At 49.8% G+C, this 26,971-nt stretch carries 21 protein-coding genes; 7 read left to right on the top strand and 14 right to left on the bottom strand.

From position 1 onward, the window contains the following. Positions 1-58: 58 nt before the first annotated feature. The 5 genes from H579_RS0104725 to H579_RS0104705 form a co-directional block, all read right to left on the bottom strand. Positions 59-586, bottom strand: a complete 528-nt coding sequence (locus H579_RS0104725) for a dihydrofolate reductase (protein WP_028299730.1) — start codon at positions 584-586, stop codon at positions 59-61. Positions 587-666: 80 nt separating this feature from the next. Then, the gene (locus H579_RS0104720; RefSeq protein ID WP_028299729.1) at positions 667-1,518 is read right to left on the bottom strand and encodes a thymidylate synthase; all 852 of its coding nucleotides are present in this window, start codon (positions 1,516-1,518) and stop codon (positions 667-669) included. Positions 1,519-1,571: 53 nt separating this feature from the next. Then, positions 1,572-2,366 carry a prolipoprotein diacylglyceryl transferase gene (lgt, locus tag H579_RS0104715; protein WP_028299728.1) on the bottom strand — a complete coding sequence of 265 codons (795 nt, stop codon included), beginning with the start codon at positions 2,364-2,366 and terminating at the stop codon, positions 1,572-1,574. Between the two features lie 33 nt (positions 2,367-2,399). Then, positions 2,400-3,188 (bottom strand): sulfite exporter TauE/SafE family protein, encoded by a 789-nt coding sequence (locus H579_RS0104710; RefSeq protein ID WP_036565331.1) that lies wholly within the window; start codon positions 3,186-3,188, stop codon positions 2,400-2,402. A 226-nt stretch (positions 3,189-3,414) separates the two neighbouring features. Further along, positions 3,415-5,886, bottom strand: coding sequence for a response regulator (locus H579_RS0104705; RefSeq protein ID WP_169449691.1), 2,472 nt, complete (start codon positions 5,884-5,886; stop codon positions 3,415-3,417). Between the two features lie 107 nt (positions 5,887-5,993). Between H579_RS0104705 and H579_RS0104700 the strand changes: the two genes are divergently transcribed. Further along, positions 5,994-6,788, top strand: a complete 795-nt coding sequence (locus H579_RS0104700; RefSeq protein WP_028299725.1) for an NRDE family protein — start codon at positions 5,994-5,996, stop codon at positions 6,786-6,788. 133 nt (positions 6,789-6,921) lie between these two features. After that, entirely contained in the window at positions 6,922-8,679 is a 1,758-nt protein-coding gene (locus H579_RS27590; protein WP_169449690.1) for a L,D-transpeptidase family protein, read from the top strand. Between the two features lie 16 nt (positions 8,680-8,695). Here H579_RS27590 and ptsP read toward each other — a convergent pair whose 3' ends face one another. Both ptsP and H579_RS0104685 read right to left on the bottom strand, forming a co-directional pair. After that, on the bottom strand, positions 8,696-10,969 hold the full coding sequence (gene ptsP, locus H579_RS0104690; protein ID WP_028299724.1) for a phosphoenolpyruvate--protein phosphotransferase: 2,274 nt from the start codon (positions 10,967-10,969) through the stop codon (positions 8,696-8,698). A 29-nt stretch (positions 10,970-10,998) separates the two neighbouring features. Further along, a complete protein-coding gene (locus H579_RS0104685; protein ID WP_028299723.1) occupies positions 10,999-11,505 on the bottom strand; it encodes an RNA pyrophosphohydrolase in 507 nt (168 codons plus the stop codon). A gap of 150 nt (positions 11,506-11,655) precedes the next feature. Here H579_RS0104685 and H579_RS0104680 point away from each other — a divergent pair, with 150 nt between their 5' ends. From H579_RS0104680 to H579_RS27585, 3 genes are all read left to right on the top strand, one after another. Then, the gene (locus tag H579_RS0104680; protein WP_028299722.1) at positions 11,656-12,309 is read left to right on the top strand and encodes a histidinol-phosphatase; all 654 of its coding nucleotides are present in this window, start codon (positions 11,656-11,658) and stop codon (positions 12,307-12,309) included. 246 nt (positions 12,310-12,555) lie between these two features. Next, positions 12,556-13,695 carry an FIST signal transduction protein gene (locus tag H579_RS0104675; protein ID WP_028299721.1) on the top strand — a complete coding sequence of 380 codons (1,140 nt, stop codon included), beginning with the start codon at positions 12,556-12,558 and terminating at the stop codon, positions 13,693-13,695. Further along, positions 13,688-16,621: a response regulator gene (locus H579_RS27585; RefSeq protein ID WP_028299720.1), complete on the top strand. Its 2,934-nt coding sequence runs from the start codon at positions 13,688-13,690 to the stop codon at positions 16,619-16,621. Before H579_RS0104675 ends, H579_RS27585 begins: the two co-directional genes overlap by 8 nt. A 267-nt stretch (positions 16,622-16,888) precedes the next feature. On the opposite strand, the gene H579_RS0104665 is transcribed toward H579_RS27585, so the two are convergent. Both H579_RS0104665 and H579_RS0104660 read right to left on the bottom strand, forming a co-directional pair. Continuing rightward, on the bottom strand, positions 16,889-18,238 hold the full coding sequence (locus H579_RS0104665; protein WP_028299719.1) for a TrpB-like pyridoxal phosphate-dependent enzyme: 1,350 nt from the start codon (positions 18,236-18,238) through the stop codon (positions 16,889-16,891). Between the two features lie 615 nt (positions 18,239-18,853). Beyond that, positions 18,854-20,032: an acyl-CoA dehydrogenase gene (locus H579_RS0104660; protein WP_028299718.1), complete on the bottom strand. Its 1,179-nt coding sequence runs from the start codon at positions 20,030-20,032 to the stop codon at positions 18,854-18,856. 233 nt (positions 20,033-20,265) lie between these two features. Between H579_RS0104660 and H579_RS0104655 the strand changes: the two genes are divergently transcribed. Beyond that, positions 20,266-21,156, top strand: a complete 891-nt coding sequence (locus tag H579_RS0104655; protein WP_028299717.1) for a LysR family transcriptional regulator — start codon at positions 20,266-20,268, stop codon at positions 21,154-21,156. Positions 21,157-21,269: 113 nt separating this feature from the next. Here H579_RS0104655 and lhgO read toward each other — a convergent pair whose 3' ends face one another. Together lhgO and glaH are read right to left on the bottom strand one after the other, a co-directional pair. Next, a complete protein-coding gene (gene lhgO / locus H579_RS0104650; protein WP_028299716.1) occupies positions 21,270-22,463 on the bottom strand; it encodes an L-2-hydroxyglutarate oxidase in 1,194 nt (397 codons plus the stop codon). Between the two features lie 171 nt (positions 22,464-22,634). Continuing rightward, on the bottom strand, positions 22,635-23,606 hold the full coding sequence (gene glaH / locus H579_RS0104645; protein WP_028299715.1) for a glutarate dioxygenase GlaH: 972 nt from the start codon (positions 23,604-23,606) through the stop codon (positions 22,635-22,637). A gap of 179 nt (positions 23,607-23,785) precedes the next feature. On the opposite strand from glaH, the gene csiR reads away from it, so the two are divergent. Beyond that, entirely contained in the window at positions 23,786-24,469 is a 684-nt protein-coding gene (csiR, locus tag H579_RS0104640; protein WP_036565328.1) for a DNA-binding transcriptional regulator CsiR, read from the top strand. Between the two features lie 185 nt (positions 24,470-24,654). On the opposite strand, the gene H579_RS0104635 is transcribed toward csiR, so the two are convergent. Genes H579_RS0104635 through H579_RS0104625 form a run of 3 tightly spaced genes read right to left on the bottom strand, consistent with a single transcriptional unit; the run spans position 24,655 to position 26,906 of the window. Continuing rightward, positions 24,655-25,092: a universal stress protein gene (locus tag H579_RS0104635; RefSeq protein ID WP_036565326.1), complete on the bottom strand. Its 438-nt coding sequence runs from the start codon at positions 25,090-25,092 to the stop codon at positions 24,655-24,657. A gap of 18 nt (positions 25,093-25,110) precedes the next feature. Continuing rightward, positions 25,111-26,430, bottom strand: coding sequence for a TRAP transporter large permease (locus H579_RS0104630; protein WP_028299712.1), 1,320 nt, complete (start codon positions 26,428-26,430; stop codon positions 25,111-25,113). Next, complete coding sequence (locus tag H579_RS0104625; protein WP_245583212.1) at positions 26,430-26,906, bottom strand: TRAP transporter small permease subunit; 477 nt, start codon at positions 26,904-26,906, stop codon at positions 26,430-26,432. Before H579_RS0104625 ends, H579_RS0104630 begins: the two co-directional genes overlap by 1 nt. Positions 26,907-26,971: the final 65 nt, after the last annotated feature.

Below are 26,971 nucleotides of genomic sequence, written 5' to 3'. Positions count from 1 at the left end.
GTTCTTATGTCTTACTGTAATGGCTAAGTATCCTGCGCTCTAAACACGCTGTAAAGAGCTATTCAACAGGCTCGTAAACATAGAAACCATAGTCATATTCCCCAGTCCCTTCCTTCGGGCAGTGTTGATGGGACACTTCCTGCCAAACTGACAGGTCAAACTCAGGAAAATAAGCATCACCTTCCACTTCAGCGTGAACACGGGTGATATAGAGCTTATCAGCATAGGGCAGTGCCTGTTGATAGATCTCTGCGCCCCCCATGACTATGATCTCTTCGCCACCGTCAATCAGACAACACTGATCAGCCAGCTCCAGCGCGTCCTGCAGCGAATGTACCACTTTACAACCCTCTGCTGTAAAAGCCGTGTCACGGGTCACAATGATATTAGTGCGCCCAGGCAGAGGACGGCCAATGGATTCATGGGTTTTACGTCCCATAATCACAGGCTTGGCCCAGGTACATTGTTTAAAAAACTGCAGGTCTTTTGGCAGATACCACGGCAGTTTGTTATCGATACCAATCACTCGGTTCTCAGCCATGGCCCAGATCAGGGCTACCGGGGCATCTAGGTCTAATGAAGTCATCTATCGTCTATCTCTTCTTAAAAATAGGCTCTTTTCAGAAACCGGCTCTTCTAAAGCAGCTTGCTGTTAACCGGCAAGCACTATACTGAGAACGGATACTGAATAGCATCATGGTGCTGATACCCTTCCAGCTCAAAATCATCCAGCGTCACCCAGGTTTCCAGATCTTCCAGCGATTTAATATCCGGGTTGATCTTTAACTGAGGTGATGGAAAAGGCTCACGTTTCAGCTGTACATCCCGTACCAGCTCCAGCTGATCTTCATAGATATGAGCATTGATCAGCTTGTGATAGGCACGACCCGGCTTATGGCCGGTAATCTGAGCCATTAACGCCAACAGAACAAACACCTGACACTGGTTGAAGTTAACGCCAAGAGGCACATCGGCACTGCGCTGAATGCTATTCAAGTACAGCTTACCACCCAGCAGCGAGAATTGATGGGTGTGCATACAAGGGCGCAGGCAGCCCATATGGAACTCACCGGGGTTGTAAAAGGTGACAATCTCACCACGGTCATCAATACCCTGGCTTAGGTTGTTTACCACTTTGCGCAGCTGATCAATATGTTTGCCATCAGTCGTCGCCCAGGAGCGCCCCTGTACGCCATATACCCGCCCCATATCATCCTCACCCTTGCGGTAAGGATTATTCAACCAGGCTTCATTTTCGTTGGCATTGGCGTTCCAGGTATTACAACCCAACATCCGAAACTGAGCTGCATTATCGTAGCCGCGCAGATAACCCAGCATCTCGGCAATGGCCGCTTTCCAATAGCTCTTACGGGTGGTCACCAGGGGAAATCGGTTATTCTCCACGTCGTATTCCAGATCGGCATTAATCACCGTCAAACAACGTTTACCGGTGCGTTCGTTTTCAACCCACTCGCCCTGCTCAATAATACGGCGACATAACTCTAAATACTGTTGCATAATCTCTCTCGTGACAGGCGAAAAGCCTGTCACCTGATCTGGTTTGAAGCCGCTTAAGCGCTGACCTCATCACGAATATTGTGTTTTTTACCCCACTGCATCATCAGTATACCCACGATGATCATCGGCAGGGATAACAGCTGCCCCATGGTCAGCCAGTCAAAGGCGATAAAGCCTAAGTGGGCATCGGGCTGACGGGCAAATTCAATCACAAAGCGGAAGATACCGTAAAACAGCAGGAAGGCTCCAGACACGACAAAACGTGCAGGACGCTTACTATCCAACCAATAAAGGATGCAGAACAGTGCAACGCCCTCTAAGGCAAACTGATACAGCTGCGACGGGTGACGGGCCAGGTTATCCACATGAGGAAACACCATCCCCCAGGGAAGATCCGTTTCCCGCCCCCAAAGCTCACCACCAATAAAGTTACCCACACGCCCCGCACCTAAACCGATCGGCACCATAGGGGCGATAAAATCGGTTACGGTAAACAGCGACGCTTTCACCTTACGGGCAAACAACAGCATCGCCAGAATCACGCCCAACAGGCCGCCATGGAAGGACATACCACCTTCCCAAACCTGGAATAACCACAAAGGATCTGCCAGGAAGCGATCAAAATTATAGAAAAAAACGTAACCAAAGCGACCACCCAGTACCACACCCACGGCACCGTAGAAGATCAGATCGCTGATCTGCTCATCGCTCCACCCCAAACGTTTGGCGCGTTTTTTACCCAACCACCAGGCACCGGCAAAACCGATCAGGTACATGATACCGTACCAGTGGATTTTCAACGGTCCCAGCGCAATGGCAACGGGATCTATCTCGGGATATTGCAGCATAATAATCCTTGGTTAACGATAGCCTGGCATGGTTTAACTCAACAGGAAGCGGCTACCAACAAACAGCAACAGCACAGCAAAGATACGCTTTAAGGTATCCGCAGGCAGGCTATGGGCCAACTTAGCACCCAGTTTGGCAAAGATCACACTCATGGACACAATACCAATAAAGGCAGGCCAGTAAACATAACCTGTGGCCCATTCCGGTAACAGTTCATGGCCCCAACCTTCCTGGATATTCACCAGTGCACCCACCACCGCAATCGGCAAACCTACGGCCGCAGACGTCGCCACAGCGGTTTGCATCTTGGCATTACACCAGGTTAAAAACGGTACACTCAGGGAGCCACCGCCAATACCAAAGATCGCCGATGCCCAACCGATAATACCTCCAGCGCCAATAAGACCCGGTTTACCCGGTATGGTTCGACTGCCTTTAGGTTTCAGCCCCAGCCCCATCTGTATCGCCATACAGATGGCAAAGACACCAATCACTTTCTGCAAAATCGGGCCGCTGAGCATACCGGCGGTTTTCACCCCCAGAGCACTACCAATTACAATACCAATGGCAATAGGGCTAAACCAATCCCAACGCACCGCACCCTTGGCATGGTGCGCTTTCACCGAGCTGATTGAGGTCACCACAATGGTGGCCAGGGAAGTCCCTACGGCCAGGTGTGTCAGTACCTCGGGAGCTACCCCCTGGGCTTCAAAGGTCAGTACCAGTACCGGCACAATAATCAGGCCACCACCAATACCAAACAGGCCCGCCAGGGTACCTGCCGCAGCACCCAATACCAGATAAAGCAGAAGAGTTGTCATTATATCTATCCCAGATCGAATTTAATCAACATCGGTGATGCCAAATGGCACTCAGCTCGATGTCTTCAGCTCTATATTTTAAAAGCAGGAGATATCAGGGGCTTATCAGCAGCCCCTGACAGGAAAGGCAGGGATTATACCCTAATCGGTCTATTTAGACTTCTCCAGGTAAAGAGAATCTAAACAAGTTGAGGCCATGAAAAACACCTGCGGAAAATCAACAGGCTTAAACTTCAATTGGCCCCGTTTCATATTGCTGACGCCAGTAATCGACCCGATCGCGCAGCTCAGAAGGGTGGTAGGGCCTAGCCAGATATTCATTCATACCGGCAGCAAAGAAGTGCTCACGTTCACTTTCAATCACATTGGCTGTTAGTGCAATAATTGCTGCAGAAGGCTGCTGCTGCTCTTTTTCCCGCTCACGCCAGCGCTTAGTGGTTTCAATGCCGTCCATATCTGGCATAAAAATATCCATCAAGACTACCTGATAGCTTTTCTCTCGCTGCTTATCCAAGGCCTCCATACCACTAAAAGCCACATCCACATCGTAACCGGCTTTTTGCAGTACTGAGCGAGCAAGCATGGTATTGACCGGCCCATCATCCACAACCAACACATGACAACCGTGCTGCACCTGACGCGAAGCTGTAGCAAAGTTCGCAGGTCCAACAACTGTAGTCTTTGAACCACTAATATCCATACCGGGAGTAGTACCCGAACCCAGTTCACTCTCTTTGTGTATCAGCCAGCCATCTTTAGCCAGATAATTTAACGCCTGAACCTTCTCCATCAGTTGTTGCTGCAGGATATAGACCTCTTTTGGCGAGCTGCCCAATTGACCAATCAACTCTTTCAACCCCTGTAACGGCACCTCTATCTCTCGACGGATCGCCTGCAGGTATTCAGATTGCAGCTGAGAAGCTTCTAACGCACGGTCCCTATCAAAGCGGATCTGATCCTGTTCATGATGCTGTTCAGAAATATCCACCAAGAGGCCGATCAAGGGTAACTGACGCTGATTTTTTTCATTCTCTATACCACGGCTGAGCAATACTGTCATATGCCGCCCAATACCTGCAGCATTTGAGATCGTTAACCTCTGCTGACTCATGCCCTGTTTAGGTGCTGCCACTGGAATAAACTCAGTGATCAGATGACCACTTAGTTCACTTTCAGAACGCCCAAAGAACTGCTCAAAAGCGCGATTACACCCCCTTAAACGTAGTTCTGCATCCGTATCAAAGATAGGAATAGGAATGCTATTCAATAATTTCTGAAAATAGATATTCTGCTGCTGATGTTGCTGTTTATGCTCTTCGAGTTCATCACTCAACCCATTGCTTTGCTGTACTAAGGCCTTAATCAGCTCTGCGGTCTGATGAATCTCTAGCACGGGAGAGTTCAATGTCCGCGAGGTATCTATCTTGCCAGAGTTACGGATCACATCCTGGAAATAATCCAATGGGCCTAACATATGCCGGCTCAGGCGACGGGTACGCGTGGTATGAAAAAAGAAGTAAAGCAGCAAAATAATACCCGCCAGAACCGATACCAACAGAGCAATGTCCTTAATCTGGTTCGAGAAGTGGCGGGCATTGATATACAGATCTTCAGCTTTGGCTACCGCTAATAGCTTCCAGCCTGTTGCAGGAATCGTATTCCAGGCTACGACACTGGGTTGATTCAGCTGTACCTGAGCCAAGCCAGCCCGCTGATGAGCAATCAAGCGGGACAGTTGAGTAAAATCATCCCGTTTATAGAGGTTAAAGGGCGTCGGCTGATTACGCTGCTCCTGCTGAAAACTATACTGTTGGCCTGCCAGCTCTTTTAAAGAAAAATCCTGCTCGCCTTCAGGTGGCAGAGCAAGAATATTACCATTTTTACCGACCAAAACGCCGTACCCAGGCCACTGTTGCGGCGTTGCAAAGAGTTCATTAATCAAGCTTTGTATCGTTAGGTCAACACCAACAACGGCTTCTAACCGGTCATTCTTATAGACAGGGGCAATATTAGAGATCACCCACCCCTGACCTGCAGGGTCCAGATAAGCATCGGTCCAGACTGACTCCCGATTAGGGCTATGGGACGCTTCGGCCAAATAAAAGAAGTTAAATTCTGTCAGATCCAGATCAGGAGGAAAATGTTGAGTGACATCCACAAAGGGGTAGAGCAGGTTTAAACCATCTGGAGTATTCAGGTAGATCTGGCGAATCAGCCCATGACTATGCTTCAGGTCCACCATAATAGGGCTCAGTGGTAACCATTGCCGGGCCAGCACCGGACGTGCAGCCATCTGTGCAGACTGGGTGGAGTAGTAAACGGATATACCACCATCATCATAGGGTTTATACAGCACATTTTGGTTGGATAACTTTAACACACTGTGCTGATCGGATGAGGCATTAGGCAGCAGTTGACGTGCCGCTTGCTTTTGAAACAGATGCAGCGCATTTTTAACTGATAGCAACTGGGATGACACCCAATCCGTTCTGGCCTGCAAGGCCTGTATCATCTGTTGCTCACGATCCTTGCTTGCTTCACTGGTATGGCTATGATTGAGTAAGAAAAAGGCTCCAAACAAAATACATAAAAGTAAGCCTTCAATCACCAGCAACTGAAACATACCAGAACGGACATAGACCTTATTCACCCATTGCTTTAATGAAAGCAGGGGTGTCTGTTCATTTTCTGGAGTCATGATCATCCCTGTCGAGGTTTCGCACTAATGATAAATTCATTCCTGTATAGGGGTGTATCATACACCTTCTTGTTCAAAATTTAATCAGCATTACTCAGAGGTTGACCATGTGTTTGATACTTTTTTCCTGGCAGCAAGACTCTGAACGCCCATTGATAGTCACAGCCAATCGAGATGAGTTCTACCATAGAGAAACATCTGCATTGACTCTTTGGCCAAATAGTCCTGTTGTTGCGGGTCGTGATCTGCAGGCAGGAGGAACCTGGATGGGTATTACCACATCAGGTCGCTTTGCTGCGGTAACCAATTACCGCCGACCGGCAGATATGACCCAAACGTTCCCCTTGAGCCGAGGACAACTCTGCCAGGATTTTTTGCAGCAGGACTGGTCAGTGAAAGCCTTCCTGGAGCAGCTCAGTAGCTCAGCGATGGATGCAGGGGGATTTAATCTTCTGGTCAGTGATGGTGAGCAACTGGGCTACGCCAGCAACCGCTTTCAGGACCAACGGGGCTACGACCACTACCGTTATAACAGTCAGCTGGAACCCGGTATCTACGGTCTAAGCAACCACCTGTTGGATACCCCCTGGCCTAAAGTTACGCAGGGCAAACAGGCTCTGGCGGAAAAATTGCATGATAATGCAAATGAAGATGAGCTACTCAGCATTTTAGAAAATACCCTGGTAGCCGATGATAACCTACTACCAGATACAGGCATTGGCCTGGAGCGCGAGCGCTTCCTAGCCCCCCGGTTTATTGCATCAAGTACAGAATATGGCACCAGGGCAAGCTCTTTATTGATTCGCTATCGCTCTGGAGCACAAAGTTTTATTGAACAAAGCTGGCAACAAAATGGAACCCAAGCAGTCAGAACGTATTGGCATCAGGGCTCTCTTTATTGAACACTTTTTTATTGACTATTAATTAATCACAGCGCTACAGCATTGGACTGTTTTAATGGGACACCTCAGTAGACTTCATCCCCACAAGGGCCTGGACACATCATCAGTAGTAACTCTGGCTTTGGCTATCAGTTTGCTGATATTTCCCTTATCTGACAAGAGCTTTGCCGATCTGCGCTATGAACATGAAGAAGTGCGCTATGAAGAAGTGCGCTATGAAGAGGTGCGCTATGAAGAGGTGCGCTATGAAGAAGAATGGGTGAATATTGCACTGAATAGCCGTTTTCAGGGTTTGCAGTCCGACTACGGCAGCCTAATGTCCTCAAGCTACCTGGACAATAACTTCCAATACCTATGGCTGGATCATGACGGACATCCAACCCCTGCGGCCAAAGCATTAATCAAGTTGATCACTCCGTTTACGGAACTGGCAGAGGATCATCCCTGGCTGGCTCCTTATAAAACCTTCATTCAGCGCGCACAACAGCCCTTGGAATTGCCGCTCCCGCGTTATCTACTGGCTACTGATCTCTTATATAGTGATATGTTTGCCCGCATTCAACAAGACTTGGCTTCCGGACGCTTTGTTCAAGCCGACAGCGATAATGATCATAAAGAGTATACTGGCAACTTACCTGTATCTGAGCCTCTACACAATGATATCAGCGCTTGGCAACTAGGCTATCAACTCCAGCTTAAAACGGCAGCTACTTTAGACGAAGAGGGTCGCAGCGATTATCTCACTCAACAGATAGAGCAACTTTATCCAAACTCGCCCCAGAGCAAAGCCCTGCTTTCTGCTATGGATTACTGGCGTGCTAAACAGGAAGATGAGTGGCCTCAACTCTCTGAAGGCCAGAACTTAACAGCAGGAGAGATACGGCCAGACTGGATTCCTGTATTGACTCAGCAGCTGCAAAAGTTGGAGCTACTCAGCCTGGACTACACACCAGAGCTGACAAACCGTTACGACGATAAACTGATTGAAGCTGTCAAAAAAGTGCAGTCTCAGCATGGCCAAACAATCGATGGCATTATAGGTCCAAAAACCCGCAAGGTGCTGAACCTGACCCCCAAAGATCGTGTACGCCAGCTAGCTCACAATTTCAGACGTCTTTATCACCTTCCCCAGGAGATGGGAGAACAGTATGTCATGGTTAATATGGCGGATTATCGACTGCAATTAATCAAGCGGGGACAGGAAAGCCTGAATATGAAGGTCATTGTAGGTACACCCAAAGCCCGTACGCCAATTATGACCCAAACTTTGACCTCTGTTATTCTCAGCCCGCGCTGGAATGTACCAAGAGGCATTGCCAGCCGTTTAATTTTTCCACAAGCTAAAGCAGATCCGGATTATTTACGTCAACGGGGCATTATAGTAGTCGATGGATGGAGTCAGCCGGCATCCGAGATCCCCTTAGAACAAATCGACTTTACCACTTACAACAGCTCCAGTGACTTTCCCTATCGTTTTGTGCAACTCCCTGGCAATAGTAACCTGCTGGGCCACGTCAAATTCCGTCTTTCTAACAATAAAGCCATCTATATGCATGACACCCCAGGCAAATACTTGTTTAAGGAAAACGAGTTAGCCCTTAGCAATGGCTGTATCCGGCTGGAGAACGCTTTGCTGTTAGCTGAGCACTTACTGACGGATTATTGGAACCCAGACAGAATGCAATCTGTACTGGATGCAAAAGAAGAAACTTATCTGCCAACGGCTCAGGCAGAATTGCCTGTTTATCTGATGTATTGGACCGTCTGGCAGGATGAAAATGGGCAACTGCAATGGCGTGACGATATCTACCAAAAGGACCAGTTGCCTGTCGTCTCTGACACCCGTAAAACGTTCCTGGCTACGGCACAGAAACAAGATAAAGAGGGATAACCAAAGGCTGGATTGATCAGAGGGATAGAGAAGGTTGTAATAGCTGACGTAAGCCTAACTCTTCCATCGTGATGCCTATTTGCTCCAGCACCTGCTCTGAGCTTTCCAGATTCAGTACCAAATCCAACAACTGCACCGCATCACGACGATGCAAACTGCGAATCGCCGATTTAACCCGAGGCAGGTTAACCGCATTCATCGACAGGGAGTCATAGCCCATCGCCATCAAAAGAATCGCGCCACGGGCATCACCAGCCAGCTCGCCACACAGACTTAAACGACAATCGGTGTGTTTGACGCTCTGAGCAATACTATACAGTGCATTCAGCACTGCAGGATGAAAGCTGCTGTACAGCCCAGCGACACGAGGATTATTACGATCCACCGCCAGCAGGTATTGCGTCAGGTCGTTACTGCCCACGGATAGGAAGTCCACATAACGGGCGATCTGAGTCACCTGATAGATCGCACCTGGCACCTCGATCATCACACCGATAGCAGGACGCTTAATACTCAAGCCTTCCTGACACAGCTCATGATAGGCTCGTTCAATCAGCGCTGTCGCTTCGGTAACTTCGGTCAGACTGGTGATCATCGGCAGCATAATCTGCAGGTTATCCAGTCCCTCACTGGCCCGTAGCATCGCCCGCACCTGCACCAGAAAGACTTCAGGGTGATCCAGGGTGATTCGAATACCACGCCAACCCAGAAACGGGTTCGCCTCATTGATCGGGAAATAGGGCAGAGCCTTATCCCCCCCAATATCCAGCGTACGCATGGTCACTGGCTGCGGGAAAAAAGCTTCCAGTTGTTCACGGTACACCGCTTGTTGTTCACCTTCAGAAGGAAAACGTTCGCTGATCATAAAGGGCACTTCGGTGCGATACAGACCAACACCTTCGGCACCGTGATTCAACGAGTGGGTAATATCCTGGGCCAACCCCGTGTTTACCAGCAGTGGCATCTTGTGGCCATCCAGGGTTTCAGAAGGCAGCCCGGCGATATGCTCCAAGCCTTTTTGCAGTTTCTCCTCCGCCTGCATCAGCTGGCCATATTGAATCAGCAACTCATCACTGGGCGCGTTAAACACTACGCCCTGATAAGCATCGACAATCAGTTGCTGGCCATCCAGAACAGCAACTGGAAGATCCACTGTTCCCATCACCGCAGGAATGCCCATGGCACGAGCCAGAATCGCGACATGTGAGTTACTGGAACCCTGTACCGACACCAAACCCGCCAGCTGATCCTTAGGGATCTCACCCAGCATCGCCGGTGTGATCTCCTCACTGATCAGAATGGTTTGGTTCGGATATTCCACTTCAGCCTGTTCCGTTTGCTGCAGATAAGCCAGCACCCGGCGGCCCAGGTCACGAATATCGGTGGCACGCTCCTTTAAATAGTCATCTTCCGATAACTCAAAGAAACGGGCATGACGGGTAATCACTTCCGTCAGGGCACCCTGTGCCCAGTTACCCTCCTGAATCTTATTGATCACCTCCTGACCCAAAGCGCTGTCATCCAGCATACGCTGGTAGGCTTCAAACAGCGCCCGCTCCTCTTCGCTTAACCGTTGTGCTAAGCGACGATTCACTTCATGGATATCATTACGCACCGCCGCCAACGCCGCACGGAATTGAGTAATTTCGCCCTCAATATCGTCCGTCGCTCTATCCGGTACAGTATCCAGATTAGCCAGAGGTAAAATCACCACGGCAGTGCCCACGGCGATCCCGGATGTACCGGCGACGCCTTTAAAGCAACTGCCACGAATACCATTAATATGAGCATCAGCCTGACTGGTCGCACCAGTGGCTAAAGAGTGAGCAATCTGACCGGCCAGCTGCGCCGAAACCGTCACCAAAAAGGCTTCTTCGCCTTCGTCAAAACGGCGTTTTTCCTTGTGCTGAACCACAATAACACCGAGTACACGGCGCTGATGGATAATAGGCACACCAAGAAAACTGTGGAAGCGTTCCTCTCCGGTTTCGGCCAGATAGACATAATTAGGGTGCTGGGTAGCATCATCCAGATTAACCGGCTCTTCCCGCATTCCCACATAACCCACTAAACCCTGATCGGTCTTTAATGACACCTGTTTCACGGACTCTTTTTTCAGCCCCAGAGTTGCCATTAAAACGTAACTTTGACTGTTACTATCCAATAGATAAACCGAGCACACGTCAGTTTTCATCGCTCGTCTGACCCGGCGCACAATAATAGAAAGCGTCTCATCCAGGCTTCTGGCTGAGTTCACTTCCTGTACAATGCGCTGCAAGGTTTTGAGCATGTTAACCCTCGTATATTGTCGTGCTAAGTCTAATCAACCTGTTCAGGACAGGATTTAAGCAAATTACGGTTATAACGATGTGACAGCTCTTTCAGTGCCCGACGGTAAACTTCCCGCTTAAAGGAAACTACCTGCCCCAATGGATACCAATAGCTGACCCAGCGCCAACGGTCAAATTCAGGAGATGGCGTATGATCGACGCAAATACTGTTCTCTGGACAACGTAATCGCAGCAGGAACCATTTCTGCTTCTGACCGACACAGATCGGTTTACTGTGTCTGCGAATCATTTTGCGCGGTAACCGGTACCTTAACCAGCCACGTGTACAGCCCAGAATATCCACATCGTCAGGATCTAAGCCAATCTCTTCTTTCAGCTCGCGAAATAAAGCCTGTTCAGGCGTCTCGTACTCTTTAATACCACCTTGCGGAAATTGCCAGGCATCCTGACCAACACGCCGTGCCCATAGCAACTGGCCGTCTTGGTTTATCAAGATAATACCAACATTGGGTCGGTAACCGTCAGCATCTATCACGCAAATCACCTTAGTTTTTTATTAAGGCTATTGTTTCACAAAGCACAGCTGTTCATCAATCCAAGCGCCCTTATCCTTTACATGTAGATAAGCTCTGGGATAATCCCTGCTTTATAAGCCTGCAAGATATGACTGATTGGAGAATCCCGAGTGAGCCTGGCTATTTTTGATTTAGATAACACCCTGATCGCCGGTGACAGTGATCACGCATGGGGTGAGTTTTTGGTTGAACAAGGCATCGTTGATGCTCAGGTCTACAAAGACGCTAACGACCGTTTTTATCAGGACTATCTGGCGGGTACGCTGGATATTATGGAGTATCTGGCTTTCTCGCTGGCCCCTCTGGCAGAGCATGAACCACAGCAGCTGCAACGGTGGCACCAGCAGTTTATGCAGGAAAAAATCGAGCCGATTCTACTGAATAAAGCCTTTGAGAAGCTGGCCTGGCATAAAGAACAGGGCCACTTTATTCTGATCATTACCGCGACCAACCGTTTTGTCACCGAGCCCATCGCCGAACGCCTGGGTGTACACGAGCTAATCGCCATTGAACCGGAAGTGATCGATGGCCGTTATACCGGTCAGGTTGCGGGCATCCCAAGTTTTAAAGAGGGCAAGGTAACCCGCTTGAACAAGTGGCTGGAAGATAAAGACTATGATCTGGCCGATACCTGGTTTTACAGCGACTCCCACAACGATCTGCCGTTGCTGAAGCTGGTGGGCAAACCTATTGCAGTCGACCCGGATCAACAACTGAAAGAGACCGCAGAGCAAAGCGGCTGGCCGGTGATCAGTTTCCGTTAATTTTACTGTGTATCCGTTTGCATAATGCTCAAATAGTCCCGGCAACCCTCTCTGTTGACCGGGCCTGTTCTGTTTGCTTCCCTTCTGGTTAAAGCTTTTCATTTTTGTATCAGCCTATACACTGAGTAGAGATAATAAGAAAAACTGAATCAGTTAACGGTGTGTGGCTGGGCTTTCCCCCATTAGCCTGCACAACCGCAGATTGATGTGCCGAAACAGTCCGTATTGATCAGAGGGAAAGATACGATGAAGGTGCAGCAGCTACTGTATGAGCAAAACCGATGGTCAGTACTATCCGATGATAGCGTCAACCAACCCCAGCTAGTGCTCTTCTTTTCCAGCGCTCAACTGTGTCGCGAGCAGAATCCCTGGCAACTGTTGCAACAACGCTTTCCCAACGCCTGTATAACCGGCCTCAGTACCGGTGGTGAAATTTTGGGTGATGAGGTGTTTGATAATACTATCGCCGCAGTCGCCATTGAGTTCGAACACAGCCATATCCAGCTGGCATCCACTCTTATTGAAGACCCCAGCCAATCTGCTCAACAAGCCCAACACCTGGTTTCTCAACTCCCCCAGGAACAGCTGAAACTGGTCTGGCTGCTTTCCGATGGCATGCGAGTCAACGGCAGCGAACTGATCAAAGGCTGTCGCCAAATACTGCCAGAGCAGGTACTGCTTACCGGGGGGCTGGCCGGAGATAGCGCAGATTTCAATCAAACCTATGTCTGCGCTAATAGTCCTGCCTGTTCGGGCCAGCTGGCAGCCATCGGGTTTTATGGTGATCAGCTGGAGGTGAGCTGGGGCAGCATGGGAGGGTGGAACAGCTTTGGCCCTAAGCGGATGATCACCCGAGCTAAAGATAATGTACTTTATGAGCTGGATGGCCAACCCGCTCTGGAATTGTATAAGCGCTATCTGGGTGAGGATGCCCAACAGCTGCCCGGTAGTGCTCTGCTATTCCCCCTGACGATTCGCCACCCGGATGAAGAAAACACCGTACTGGTCCGAACCATACTATCTGTGGATGAAAACGATAACAGTATGACCTTTGCCGGTAATGTACCTCAAGGCTATGTGGCACAACTGATGCGCGGTAACTTCGATCATCTTATTGAAGGTGCGGCTCAGGCTGCCGAAGCCGCACAGCAGGATCATCCCAATACCACCCTGGCACTGTTAGTCAGCTGTATCGGCCGCAAACTTCTGATGGGTCAGCAGGTTGCCGATGAAGTTGAAGCCGTGGCAGATATTCTGGGCCCCCATACCAAACTGGCCGGATTCTATTCCTATGGTGAAATTGCCCCCAATGGCTTTTCCCAACGCTGCGAACTGCATAATCAAACCATGACAATCACGACCATCAGTGAGAAAGCGGATGCATAAGCTGTTACAACGACAGTTAAAGAAAGCCCTGCGCCGTTCGGGTAATGACACACCGGATATGGATTACCTGCTTGAGCTGGTTAGCGCCAGCTATGAAGAAGCGGATCAGGAGCGACGCCTGACCAGTCACGCCGCCGACCTGATGGAACAGGAGATGATGGCACTGAATGAAAAAACGATTCGCCAGGCACGGCAACACTTTGAAACCGTGCTAAATCAGCTGGGCGAAGGCGTACTTTTTCTTAACCGGAAAAATCAGATTATTGGTCCGAATCAGATTGCAGAACAGCTCTTAGGCCAACCATTATCCTCATTACAGGGGCAGAGTGTTTTCGCGCTGTTTAACCCTTTCCCTCACTGGGATGCCGACACTCAGGAAAGTCAGGCAACCGAAAGTCAGCTGGCACACTCAGGCCTGCCGGTGGAGCTGGTCCGGGGCGATCTGCGCAATGCAGGTCGTCAGGAGTGGTTTCTCATCTTCCGTGATATCAGTGAACGCTATCACGCCAAAGAGCGCCTAAAAGCCAGTGAACAGATGTTCCGGGATTTTGCCGAAGCCTCCTCCGACTGGTTCTGGGAGACCGACGAGAAGCACCGGATTATCCGTCTGAGCGGATTTTCACCCCGTGCGGCCCATATCCAGCCCGATGAGCTACTGGGCCGCAGCCGCATGGAGTTGATGAAGCACGCTCCGAAAGAGGTATTTGAGCAACATATTCAGGACCTGAATGCACACCGACCGTTCCGGGACCTGGAGTATAAGCTTGAGATGCCTGATGGCTCCAGTCTGGTCTCCATTAATGGGAAGCCTATCTTTGATGCCGAAGGCCAGTTTATCGGTTATCGGGGCTGCGCCCGGGATATCACGGCGCAGCGGGAAACTGATCGCTCACTGCAAAAGGTTGAAAGCCAACTCAGAACCGCCATCAGCAGTACCAATGAAGGTATTGCGCTGTTTGACGCCAATGACCAACTGATCCTGTTTAATGATCGCGCCAAAGCGCTCTACAGCCGTATCGATGACGTTATCCAGTTAGGCTGTCACTATAACGATATGGCCTATGCCCTGATTGAACGAGGCGCTTTTAAACTGGATATGGACGGTCAGCGCTGGCTGGAACATCAAACAAACCGGGAAACCCGTTTTAGCACCAAATACAATATCGTGCGCACCCATGATGATCGTTATATTCGTGCCATGGAGTACCCCACACCGGAAGGCGGAACCGTGGGGATCTACAGTGATGTCACCGATACCATACAACTGGAAAACAACCTACGGGCAGAAAAAGAGAAAGCCGAGCAAGCCAGCCGGGCCAAATCCGAATTCCTGGCCAACATGAGCCATGAGATCCGCACACCGATGAATGCCATCATCGGCCTCAGTCATCTGGCACTGCAGGATCCTCAGCTATCTGCCGACCAACGGGAGTATCTGGACAAAATCCACCACTCCTCCAATCACCTGCTGGGACTGCTAAACGATATCCTCGACTTTTCCAAGATCGAAGCCGGAAAACTGGCCCTGCATCAGCACAGCTTTGACTTTAACCAACTTGTCCAACAGATCAGCACCTTTGTTCAGCCTGCCTGTAAGGAAAAGTTATTGGATTTTTACTGGGATATCGGCCCGGATATCCCCAAACGCCTGGGAGGTGATCTGCTGCGCTTGGGTCAGGTGCTGACCAACCTCGCGGGCAATGCGGTAAAATTCACCCATCAGGGCTCTGTCACCATTCGGATTCGAGCGCTGTCTCAACACGCCCTCACTCTATATAAAGAGACAGAAACCGACCATAACACCCTGGCACCAGAAGAGCAGCAACACATTAGTGCCTCACAGCACAACGGCTCCGAGACGAACGACTTGGGGCAAATTCTGTTAAAAATCGAAGTCATTGATACCGGTATCGGTATTGATCCTGAACAGCAGCAACAACTGTTTGCCCCTTTTACTCAGGCTGATAGCTCGATTACCCGGCACTATGGCGGCACAGGACTGGGGCTGGCGATCTCCCGCCAACTGATTGAATTGATGGGTGGTCAGCTTAAACTGCAAAGCCGCCAGGATCGGGGCAGTTGCTTCTCCTTTAGCCTGCCCTTAACCATCAAAAGCCGACACAGTTTCTGCCATTATCCCGCACTGGAAAACGTACGTTTGCTACAGCTGGAGCAAAATCCCCTGGCTCAGGCCGGTCTGGAAAAACTGCTCCGACACTATCAGGGAAGCCTGCATACCATCGATAGCTTAAGCTATACACCTGGCAGCCCTAGCCCGGAACAGGATTATCTGCTGGTCAACTGGGAACAGCTCAGCACTACCGATCTGCATCACCTGAAACAGTGCCTGGAACAGTGGCAACTGCCCACTCTCATCTACAGTTACCAGAATAAAACCACGATTCAGGCTCAACTGCCTGCTAACGCTCCTATCAAGGTGCTGAGCAAACCCTTAACACCGGTCGAACTATGCGCGCAACTAACCTCTACAGCAGAGCCGGACAAGGCTAAGGCGGGCTCTTGCCCCCCTCAAGCGGATGACACTCAACAGAACTGCCGCATTCTTCTGGTTGAAGATAACTCGATCAATCAGATGGTCGCTGGACGTTTTTTGCAAAAGATAGGGATGCCCTTTGATCTGGCCGAAAACGGTCAACAGGCGATCGAGCAACTGCAACAGCGACATTACGATGTTGTACTGATGGATCTGCAGATGCCCATCATGGATGGTTTAACCGCCACCCGCCAGATTCGCCAGCAGACCCAGTGGCAGCAACTCCCCATTATCGCTATGACAGCCAATGCCATGCAGGGAGATCAGGAACGCTGCCTGGAGTCAGGTATGAGTGATTACATCGCTAAACCGATTGACTTTGGCGAGCTACAGCACAAACTTGAACTCTGGCTTCCCAAACCAGATGCTTAAGCTAAAAGGCCGCTGCTTCTCAGCAACGGCCTTCGTACTTCCCAGCTAAAACTGTTAAGCGTTTTAAATCGCTTAACCCTGTCTCTTAGCCGAATCCGCTTATACCCTTCCCGATAAGTCTATTGATATCCGAGTAGGTTGGATAAGCGAAGCGCCGTCCGACATTGGCTCCGGTATCTGATGATTGCCGGAAGGCGCCTTGCGGCTTTTCCGACCTGCACCTGCACCTGCACCTGCACCTGCACCAACTTATTATCTGGTGTGGTATTAGCCAAATTTAGGCAGGTGAGACAGAGACTCTTTAATCGCCTCTTCCGGGTAATCGTAGTCTTCCAACTCGCCTTTAAAGTAACGGTCGTAAGACACCATATCGAAGTGACCATGGCCCGATAGCGTAAACAGCAGAGTTTTCGCTTCACCGGTTTCCTTACAACGCAGGGCTTCTTCCACGACAGCTGCAATGGCGTGATTTGACTCAGGCGCAGGGATAATACCTTCGGTACGGGCAAACAGCACACCAGCCTCAAAGGTCTTCGTCTGAGCGACGGCACGGGCTTCCAGTAAACCTTCATGGTACAGCTGGCTTACCAGAGCAGATTGACCGTGATAGCGCAGACCACCGGCATGGATACCTGGCGGCATAAAATCATGGCCCAGGGTGTACATCTTCATCATCGGCGTCAGACCGGTGGCATCACCAAAGTCATAGGTGTACTCACCCTTGGTCAGTGATGGACAAGAGGTCGGCTCAACACCCACCAGTTTTACATCTTTACCCGCAGCCTTATCCGCAAAGAATGGGAAAGCGATACCACCGAAGTTAGAACCACCACCGCACGGTGCAAACACCATATCCGGGTAGTCACCCACCATTTCCAGCTGTTTCTTAGCTTCCAGACCGATCACTGTCTGGTGCAACAACACATGGTTTAGTACAGAACCCAGTGCGTAGTTAGCCTCCGGGTTACCCGCCGCTTCTTCAACCGCTTCAGAGATCGCAATACCCAGAGAGCCTTGGGAATCTGGATCTTTCGCCAGAATATCGCGCCCCACTTGAGTCAGATTGGTTGGACTGGCGCGTACATCACCACCCCAGGTCTGCATCATCAAACGACGGTATGGCTTCTGGTTATAGCTCACCTTCACCATGTAAACGCGTACATCCAGACCAAACATCTGACCGGCCAAAGACAGAGAGCTGCCCCATTGACCGGCACCGGTTTCAGTTACCAGACGCTTTACGCCTTCAGCCTTGTTGTAGTAGGCCTGAGGGATCGCTGAGTTTGGCTTATGGGAACCTGCAGGGCTTACGGATTCATTTTTAAAATAGATCTTACATGGAGTGCCCAGGGCTTTTTCCAGCTCAGTAGCACGCACCAGAGGTACAGGACGCCATTGTGCCAGTTTCTCGCGGACTTCATCCGGGATTTTAATCCAGCGTTCAGCGGATACTTCCTGCTCAATAATAGCATTAGGGAAAATCGCAGACAGGGCATCAGGACCTACCGGTTGGCCATCTGGGCCCAGCGGTGGTGTCGGAGCATTGGGCATATCCGCCACAACATTATACCAATGGGTTGGGATCTCGTTTTCCGGCAACCAGATTTTCTTTTGCATGTATCCTCCTTAGTTCTTACATGGTCTGTCCAGCACGGCTTTTTGTTCTCGGAATATCGCCTATAGGAGGGATCACCGGATTAAGCTCTTATCTATCTCTGTTGTATCACCAGACTAGTACACTGCACAGTCAGACCTCTGAGTGTACCCTGTCTTGGCCTCAGGCCAAAGCGGTTCATTATCATGAGTCGTGACCGTAGGAATGGTGTCATAAGCATTTTCTGATTAAGTCAGACAAATACGGTTTTCAGAAGGCTGAATAAGAGAGGTGTAAGAGCAATCAGAGCAGCATCTGTCAGCGATGAAATTAAAAAAAAGCCTGCACAGAGGCAGGCTACAAAGCACAATCGGCCTAGCAAGGGCCAACAGAGAGTGGCGACCAAAAGGTCACCAAACAGAAGGGTCTAGCAAGCAACGAGTACAAGGATTGTACCCAAAAGACGTCCCTTCCAATGCGACAACACAAAACAATCGAAGCAAAATACCGTGCATAAAGCATCATCTCTTACTTCGATCTAAACCAACCCCATCCCTGAGTAAATCATCCTTGAAATGGTTAGCCGTTCAGCACAAACCTTAATTGCCAAACCACTAACCATAATTTGTCACCGAGGCTTAACCAAACGCCTGAATACCGGTCTGAGCACGGCCCAGAATCAGCGCATGGATATCATGAGTACCTTCGTAGGTGTTCACCGCTTCCAGATTCATAGAGTGACGGATCACATGAAACTCATCAGAGATGCCGTTACCACCGTGCATATCACGGGCAACACGAGCGATATCCAGGGACTTACCGCATGAATTGCGCTTGATCAGAGAGATCAGCTCAACCGGGCACTGACCTTCGTCCATCAGACGACCCGCTTGCAGACAACCCCGCAGACCCAGAGAGATCTCAGTTTGCATATCGGCCAGTTTCTTCTGTACCAGCTGAGTCGCCGCCAGAGGACGGTTAAACTGGATACGATCCAGAGAGTATTGACGTGCTGCGTGCCAGCAGAATTCCGCCGCACCCAGAGCACCCCAGGCGATGCCGTAACGGGCTTTGTTCAGACAGCCAAATGGACCTTTCAGACCTTTTACGTTAGGCAGCAGATTCTCTTCTGGAACAAATACGCTGTCCATCACGATCTCACCGGTGATAGACGCACGCAGAGAGAACTTACCTTCAATCTTAGGCGTGCTCAGACCTTCCATACCACGCTCCAAAATGAAGCCATGGATTTCACCTTCCAATTTCGCCCAAACCACCATCACATCAGCAATTGGGGAATTAGTGATCCACATCTTAGCGCCCGTGACACGGAAACCGCCATCAACACGCTCAGCACAGGTTTTCATACCGCCTGGATCAGAACCTACGTCCGGTTCGGTCAGACCGAAACAACCCACCCACTCACCGGTGGCCAGCTTCGGCAGATATTTTTCACGCTGCTCTTCAGAGCCATAAGCGTAGATAGGGTGCATCACCAGTGAGGATTGCACACTCATCGCAGAACGGTAACCACTGTCCACGCGCTCTACTTCACGGGCCGCCAGACCGTAGCAAACGTGATTCACTTCCGCACAGCCGTACTTCTCAGGCAGAGTGCTGCCCAGCAGGCCCATCTCACCCATCTCGTTCATGATTTCACGGTGGAAGATCTCATCACGGTTCGCCTGAAGAACCCGTGGCTGCAACTTGCTCTGGCAGTATTCACGGGCCATATCGCGCACCATGCGCTCTTCTTCGGTCAGTTGCTGATCCAGATTGAAAGGGTCATCCCAGTTAAATGCTGCACGCTCGCTCATGTCTCACCTCTGTCTAAAACGGCTTTAATCCCACAAGGGTTAATTAAAACCGTTTCATAAAATGGTCATCATCCAATGGGCCAAATCAAGGCCATGGAATCTTTACCTGATTATGTTTGGAATTATTCAGTACAGAAAAGTTAGCCGGGCGTGACTGATAAGTACAATATATGATAGATATAGTTTCAATAATTTAAGTTGATAGCCCTAACCCGCATGAGGAGTGGCATCCAGTGGATCTGAAACGGCTCAAGTATTTCTGTAGTTTGGCTAAGATCGGTAACTTCACCCATACCGCAACTCATCTGGGCATCGCCCAACCGGCTTTAAGTATGGCAATCAAGAAGTTAGAGGATGAGGTCGGACTTAAACTGGTTAACCGGGCAGAGCGCCAGATGACTCTGACTGCAGATGGAGAGGTGCTGTTAAAGCACGCGCAACGTATTCTGGAATCGGTCAATCAGGCGGAATTAGAGATCCAGGAACTGAAGGGCATCGAGACTGGCACCATACAATTTGGTGCCTCCAGCATGCTCAGTTCCTACTATTTACCTAATGTACTGGCTAAATTTAAGCAGAAATACCCCAAGGTCAGAATCAACCTGATCGAAGCCGGAACGGCCTCTCTGCAACAGATGCTACTGGAAGGAGCCTTGGACATTGCCCTGATTCGCTCTGACCGCCCCCATGATCAGATCCGCTGCGTCAACCTGTTTGCAGAAGATATGGTCGCTCTGGTGCCCTGTAATCACCCACTATCAAAACAAAGCTCAATGAAACTGGCCGATTTCTGCCAGCAGCCCCTGGTGCTATTTCGAGAAGGTTATTTCCTGCGTGAAGCGGTCAGCCAATATTCCAAACAGCAGCATATTCGACTCGATATCCGTTTTGAAACCAACCTGATTGATCTGCTTAAAGCCATGGTAGTCAGCGAGGTCGGGATAAGTACCGGGCTGTCGCGTATTGTTAAGCCAGGCGATCCCGTAGTAACTCTGCCCTTTGAGCCCAAGATCCCGCTTTATATCGGCCTGGGCTGGAAGAAAAATCACTATCTGTCCAAAGCCAGTCGCGCCTTTGTAGATTTTATGCAGGAACACCTGCCTAACGAGATTGAGCGAGCATAGTACAAAAAATAATGCCCGGTGGATCTCCGTCCACCGGGCATTATTACGACTTGAGTAGCACGCCAGGGCCCGTGATTACCAATAGACTCTGACTAAGCGCTGATATCGACCTATCAGGCAAAAACCTTAGCCGCAGTTTCCAGAATATGCTTACCAATCGGAATTGCTGAGGTCGCTGCCGGAGACGGTGCATTACACACATTGATGGTGCGCTTGGTATTCACAAACAGGAAGTCATCCACCAGATTACCGTCTTCCGATACTGCCTGAGCACGTACACCCGCAGGGTATGCGGTCAGATCAGACTTCACAATCTTAGGACAGTACTTATTCACTTCCTTCAGATACTGACCTTTAAACAGCGAGTTCTTGGTTTCGATCAGACCCGGCTTCAGGTTCTTGTACAGCACCTTCAGAATACCTGGGTAGGTCAGGGCTTCAAAACTGTCTTTCAGTGAGATATCGGTCTTTTTGTAACCCTCACGCTTCCACGCCATGACCGCGTTTGGACCTACGGTGACGGTGCCGTCGATCATACGGGTCAGGTGTACACCCAGGAACGGCATACTGGGGTCTGGGATCGGATAGATCAGATGGTTCACCACCTGATTATGCTCTGGCTTCAGCAGGTAGTATTCACCGCGGAACGGGCAGATCTTAAACTTCGGTTTGATACCCAGCATTTTCACCACTCGGTCGGCCATCAGACCAGAGCAGGAGATCATATAGCGGCTGGTAAAACTGCCACGGCTGGTGAAAACCGTCACTTCGGAATCACCTTCCTTCAGCGCAGTCACTTCGCAGTTAAACTGGATTTCACCACCCATCTCACGCACTTTTTCCGCCATCACTTCGGTGACACGACGGTAGCTGACGATGCCACTGGACGGTACAAAGATACCACCGATCCCCGTGATATTCGGCTCACGGGCTTTCAACTCATCAGCATTCAGCCAGTAACGCTCCAAACCATTGGCCTCGGTACGTTCCCACAATGCTTTCATGCGTTCCATTTCCAGCTCGTTGGTGGCAACCAACAGCTTACCGCACTCATCGTAAGGAATATCGTTTTCGTCACAGAAGGCTTTTGTTGCCTTATTGCCTTCCAGACAGAACTTGGCCTTCAGGCTACCCGGCGTGTAGTAAACACCCGCGTGAATCACACCACTGTTATGACCGGTCTGATGTTGTGCCACCTGGGCTTCTTTTTCCACAACCAGCAGTTTTTTACCCGGTTGTTGTTGCAGTAGCTGCATCGCAGTGGACATACCGACAATGCCACCACCGATGATAATGTAATCGTACATTCTATCCCTCGCTCGACGCGAAAACCCCTGAAAGGACGCGATGCCTTTCAGAGGTCTTTTTTAATCTCAGCAGCGATCTTTCGATACAGCTACTGTTGAAACAAGTCCATAGTCAGGACTAACTTCACTTATCACAACTAGTTTTAAAGCAGAGTTACTTACGCAACGAAATCACTGACGTGGCTTACGCAGTGTCTTCTTATGAGTGAAGTAACCACGCTGACGCATCAGTTCACGACGCAGACCTTCGTGCGGAGTAAACTTATCACGACCATGTAACCACATGTGGTTGTTGATCAACAGGAAGCTACCCACAGGTACACGGATCGACTGAATACCTTTACTGCTTTCAAAAGATTCGCCCAGCTCAGATAGCCATACACCTTCTTCAAAGTTTGCAGGTTGTGCAAACTGATCGATGTAAGAGCTGATCACATCACCGTTTACGTCCAGATCAAATACTGGGTGGTAGATATCCTTAGAGATATTTTTACTCGGCGGCACAGCCCAACGGATTGGACGATAGGCCAGAGGATGGGTAGAGAACTTCTCCAGATCTTCCCAGTCATCCAGATGCAGTAGCAGAGAGTTACCGCCTTCCATGTTCTGCTCATCGATCTTCAGCATCAGATTGAAGTCAGTATCTTCTTCAACGTAAGTGCCGTCGTTGTGCAGTTCCATGACACGGTGTGGCTGACGCAGGTAGCTATCAGAGTTATCGCTGTTCACTACCGCGAAACGTGCGTAGTACTTACCGCTCATGGCATCAAAGTTAGAACGGCCCATCAAGTGAGATGCGGCTGTGGTGAAACGCACCATATCTTCTGCCTGAGACACATCATCCAGGCCTTCAGGAGTGATCAGCAGCGCACCGGTGTTACGATCAACCAGCGTATCGATCAGCAGAGACTGCAGCTGATTACCACACAGATCGTCCAGTACTTTAGCAACACGGAAACGCAGGAACGATTTGTACTCCAGCGCCTGAATAGGCCATTCCTCAATCGCCGCGAAAAATTGATCAACGGTTTCCTTGTTGAACGTCAGTTGCAGCAGGCGGCCATTGCTCTGCTCAGATACGGATAAAGTAAAACCTTGGTATTTCGTTTCTGCAGGGATGCCTGCTTGTTCAACAACACTCATCTCTCGACTCCTGAAGTGCATATAGGGTTTATGCGACACATCAAATGCCATCTGCCGAGAATAATATATTTATTATTTAAAAATATCTACATTTTTATTCTTTATAGACAAAATGAACATTTCATCCCTTTGCCCCGTGGGTTTATAATCGGTGGCATTCGGTCATCACGGACGCCAACATGAGCTCAGACAGCACGCCACAAAGCAAAGCAAATCAAGCCACTATCGCTTATAAGCTGCTCAAGCAGGATATTATCAACGGGGTACATCAGCCTGGAGATAAGCTGCTGATGAGCCATCTGAAGGAAAGCTATGACATTGGCGCTGGCCCTATGCGCGAAGCACTGTCTCAGCTGGTGGCCGACCGTTTAGTGACCGCAATCAGCCAGCGGGGCTTTCGTGTGGCCGAGATGTCACTGGAAGAGTTGACCGACATATATGATGCCCGTGCTCACCTGGAAGCCATGATCACCGAGCTGGCCATCGAGCGAGGCGATGAAGATTGGGAAGCCACCGTACTGGGGGAAGCCCATAAACTGGCCCGGGTGAACGAGATCAATACCCCGGATGAGATGCTGGAAGTGTGGGACAGTCGCCATAAAGCTTTCCACACCGCTATTGCGCAGGGTTGTGGTTCAGCCAAGCTACTGGAGTTGCGAGCATCACTACAGGATCAGGCCGAGCGCTACCGCCATTTATGGCTGAAGAAGACAGTGTTCTCACAATCGGCACTGGAGGAAAAGCGCAGGGAACATGCCGATATGGTGGATGCTCTGCTCACCAGAGATACCGTGAAAGCCAAACAATTGATGTATGAGCATCTAATCAGCCCGATCCCGATTATCAAGCAGCTGATGCTGTAAACCACCAACGACTTCCACCATAATCTTCCTGACAGAAAGAACAAGGCCCCATCTCCTTGTGGGAGTGGGGCCTCGCGAATGCCTCTTTATCGGATAGACTTAAGAAGCTAAAACTGTTGAGTCATAAACTCTGGCCGGGCATGATAACCGTTAGCGGCAAAAATTCAAGCAAAGCCGTCGTTTTTTTACCATTTATGCTCATCACGGATAACAAATACTGAGCACTTAGAGTGACGCAGGATTTTTTCCGCATTGGAACCCATCAGGTAACTGGATAAACCAGGACGACCTGAAGCCACAATAATCACTTCAGGCTGCTGTTTTTTCGCTTCATCCAGTACGGCATCATAAACCACACCCTGGCTAACCCGGCACTTACCACGCAGCGCTTCAGGCACATATTTTTTAAATAGCTTTTTCACCTTCTGCTTAGTCTCCTGGCGAGCGGATACTACCGCATCGCCAGAGATAGAGAAGTTCGAATGATGGATCAGGGATTCATCCACATAGATACCGTGAATGACACCCTCTTCATCACCGATCAGCTGCTTTGCCAGTTCAACGGCTTTAGGGAACATCTCTTCATGTTCCAGATCCATAGGGATCAGAATTGTGTTGTACATATCCAGTCTCTTTAACCTCTAGGGCCCCATCACTTTATTGGGTAACCACATCACCAGTTCCGGGAACAGCATGCAGATAATCAACACACAAAGTTTCAATAAGATGAAAGGCGTGACCGATTTATAAATATCCAGCATGGTCACCCCTGGCGGTGCGATCCCTTTCAGGTAGAAGAGTGCAAAACCGTAAGGTGGTGTTTGTACCGCGATCTCGATATTCAGAATCATCAGGATACCGAACCAGATCGGGTCAAAACCCAGATCCACGACAATCGGTGTAAACAGCGGCGCGCACATCAAAACGATAATAAATTCGTCGATGATAAAGCCCAGCGCCAGCATCACCAGCTGCATCAGGATCACCACACCCAGAGGCGGTAAGCCCAGATCCTGGGTAAAGCTGGCGATCATATCCTGCACGCCCATCATCAGATGGAAGTTACTGAACAGGGTGGCACCCAAAATAATCCACATGGCCACACTCACCAGCATGGCCGTTTCCATACCGGCCATTCTAAACATGCCCAAACGGAAACGCTTAAAGAAGAAGGCCAGAATCACCGCGCCAACGACACCAATAGCACCGGACTCAGTAGGAGTAGCAATACCACTGATAATACTGCCCAGTACCGCAAAGATCAGGAAGACAGACATAAAGCCGTCACGCAGGGTGCGTGCCTTCTCTTTCGGTGTCATCTTGGCTTCTGCACCGGTTCCCAGCGGCGCGCGCTCCGGGTTCAGCTTACAGCTGATAATGATGTAGCTAACCAGAAAGATAATCGCCAATAATGCGGGGAACAGTGCCGCAACAAACATCTTACCCACAGAGTTTTGGGTGGATGCCGCGAACATAATCATAGGTACGCTGGGTGGAATCAGAATACCCAGACCACCACCGGCCATAATCACGCCTAACGCCAGTTTCTTATCGTAACCACGATCCAGCATAGGCTTCAGGGCGATACTACCGGAGGTCATAATACCGGCCCCAATAATCCCCACCATGGCACCGATCATGGAGCAGACGCCAATCACACTGATCGCCAGAGAACCACGCAGCTTACCAATCACCAGCTGACTGGCATTAAACATGGCGTCCCCGATACCAGAACGGGTCAACAACTGGCCCATATAGATATAGAGTGGAATCGACAGCAGAATAAAGCTGAACAGTACCGACTCAAAGGTGTTTGGCACTATCTGGAAGATGCCATCCCCCCAGGTAAAGTAGCCCACCGCCATAGCGATGCCACCCAGAGCAAAGCCAACCGGTGCACCCAAGGCAAAACTGACCAGAATACACAGCAGCAGAATGCCGGTTAGTAGTTCAATTCCCATCATTGGTCATCCTCCTGCTCGGTATCGATTTCTGGCTCAGGTAGCAGGTCCTGACCGGTAAAGATATAGAAAATGTCTTTCATCATATTGCTGGAGATCTGCAGAATAATCAGCACGGCAGCCACAATCAGCATCATCCAGAAGTGATGCGTTGGTGGTGCCCAGTTACTCATTTTGCGGTAATCAAATTTCACAGCCTCAGCAAACTTTTCGCGGGCCATTAAGATCAGAATCAACATAAAGAAAGCGGCCAAAACACCCGTCAGAATGTTAAATACACGCTTCGTTTTATTGGATACCGCCAGATAGAGAATATCCACGTTGATATGGGCATTCTTCTGGTAGGCATATGCCCCACCTAAAGCTGCCAGATAGGCAGAGAAAAACAACGAGGTGTCGTAGGCCCAGATCGTTGGTTGGTTAAAGACATATCGGGAACATACTTCGTACGCGATCACCAACGCCAGACATGGCATCAGCAACGATATGCTTTTTCCAATGAAACTGATAAGCCGGTCGATCCCTGTACAGTAGAAAATAA

This window comes from Oceanospirillum beijerinckii DSM 7166 (assembly GCF_000422425.1).
GTDB classification, from domain to species: domain Bacteria; phylum Pseudomonadota; class Gammaproteobacteria; order Pseudomonadales; family Halomonadaceae; genus Oceanospirillum; species Oceanospirillum beijerinckii.
This window is presented reverse-complemented; position numbering and strand designations above follow the sequence as displayed.

Coding starts and splice junctions, on each gene's coding strand:
- H579_RS0104675 (WP_028299721.1), top strand. CDS start 12,556: ATGAAGGTGCAGCAGCTACTGTATGAGCAAAACCGATGGTCAGTACTA.
- H579_RS0104725 (WP_028299730.1), bottom strand. CDS start 586: ATGACTTCATTAGACCTAGATGCCCCGGTAGCCCTGATCTGGGCCATG.
- H579_RS0104720 (WP_028299729.1), bottom strand. CDS start 1,518: ATGCAACAGTATTTAGAGTTATGTCGCCGTATTATTGAGCAGGGCGAG.
- ptsP (WP_028299724.1), bottom strand. CDS start 10,969: ATGCTCAAAACCTTGCAGCGCATTGTACAGGAAGTGAACTCAGCCAGA.
- H579_RS27585 (WP_028299720.1), top strand. CDS start 13,688: ATGCATAAGCTGTTACAACGACAGTTAAAGAAAGCCCTGCGCCGTTCG.
- H579_RS0104665 (WP_028299719.1), bottom strand. CDS start 18,238: ATGCAAAAGAAAATCTGGTTGCCGGAAAACGAGATCCCAACCCATTGG.
- H579_RS0104700 (WP_028299725.1), top strand. CDS start 5,994: ATGTGTTTGATACTTTTTTCCTGGCAGCAAGACTCTGAACGCCCATTG.
- H579_RS0104630 (WP_028299712.1), bottom strand. CDS start 26,430: ATGGGAATTGAACTACTAACCGGCATTCTGCTGCTGTGTATTCTGGTC.
- lhgO (WP_028299716.1), bottom strand. CDS start 22,463: ATGTACGATTACATTATCATCGGTGGTGGCATTGTCGGTATGTCCACT.
- csiR (WP_036565328.1), top strand. CDS start 23,786: ATGAGCTCAGACAGCACGCCACAAAGCAAAGCAAATCAAGCCACTATC.
- lgt (WP_028299728.1), bottom strand. CDS start 2,366: ATGCTGCAATATCCCGAGATAGATCCCGTTGCCATTGCGCTGGGACCG.
- H579_RS0104710 (WP_036565331.1), bottom strand. CDS start 3,188: ATGACAACTCTTCTGCTTTATCTGGTATTGGGTGCTGCGGCAGGTACC.
- glaH (WP_028299715.1), bottom strand. CDS start 23,606: ATGAGTGTTGTTGAACAAGCAGGCATCCCTGCAGAAACGAAATACCAA.
- H579_RS0104625 (WP_245583212.1), bottom strand. CDS start 26,906: ATGCCATGTCTGGCGTTGGTGATCGCGTACGAAGTATGTTCCCGATAT.
- H579_RS0104660 (WP_028299718.1), bottom strand. CDS start 20,032: ATGAGCGAGCGTGCAGCATTTAACTGGGATGACCCTTTCAATCTGGAT.
- H579_RS0104705 (WP_169449691.1), bottom strand. CDS start 5,886: ATGACTCCAGAAAATGAACAGACACCCCTGCTTTCATTAAAGCAATGG.
- H579_RS0104635 (WP_036565326.1), bottom strand. CDS start 25,092: ATGTACAACACAATTCTGATCCCTATGGATCTGGAACATGAAGAGATG.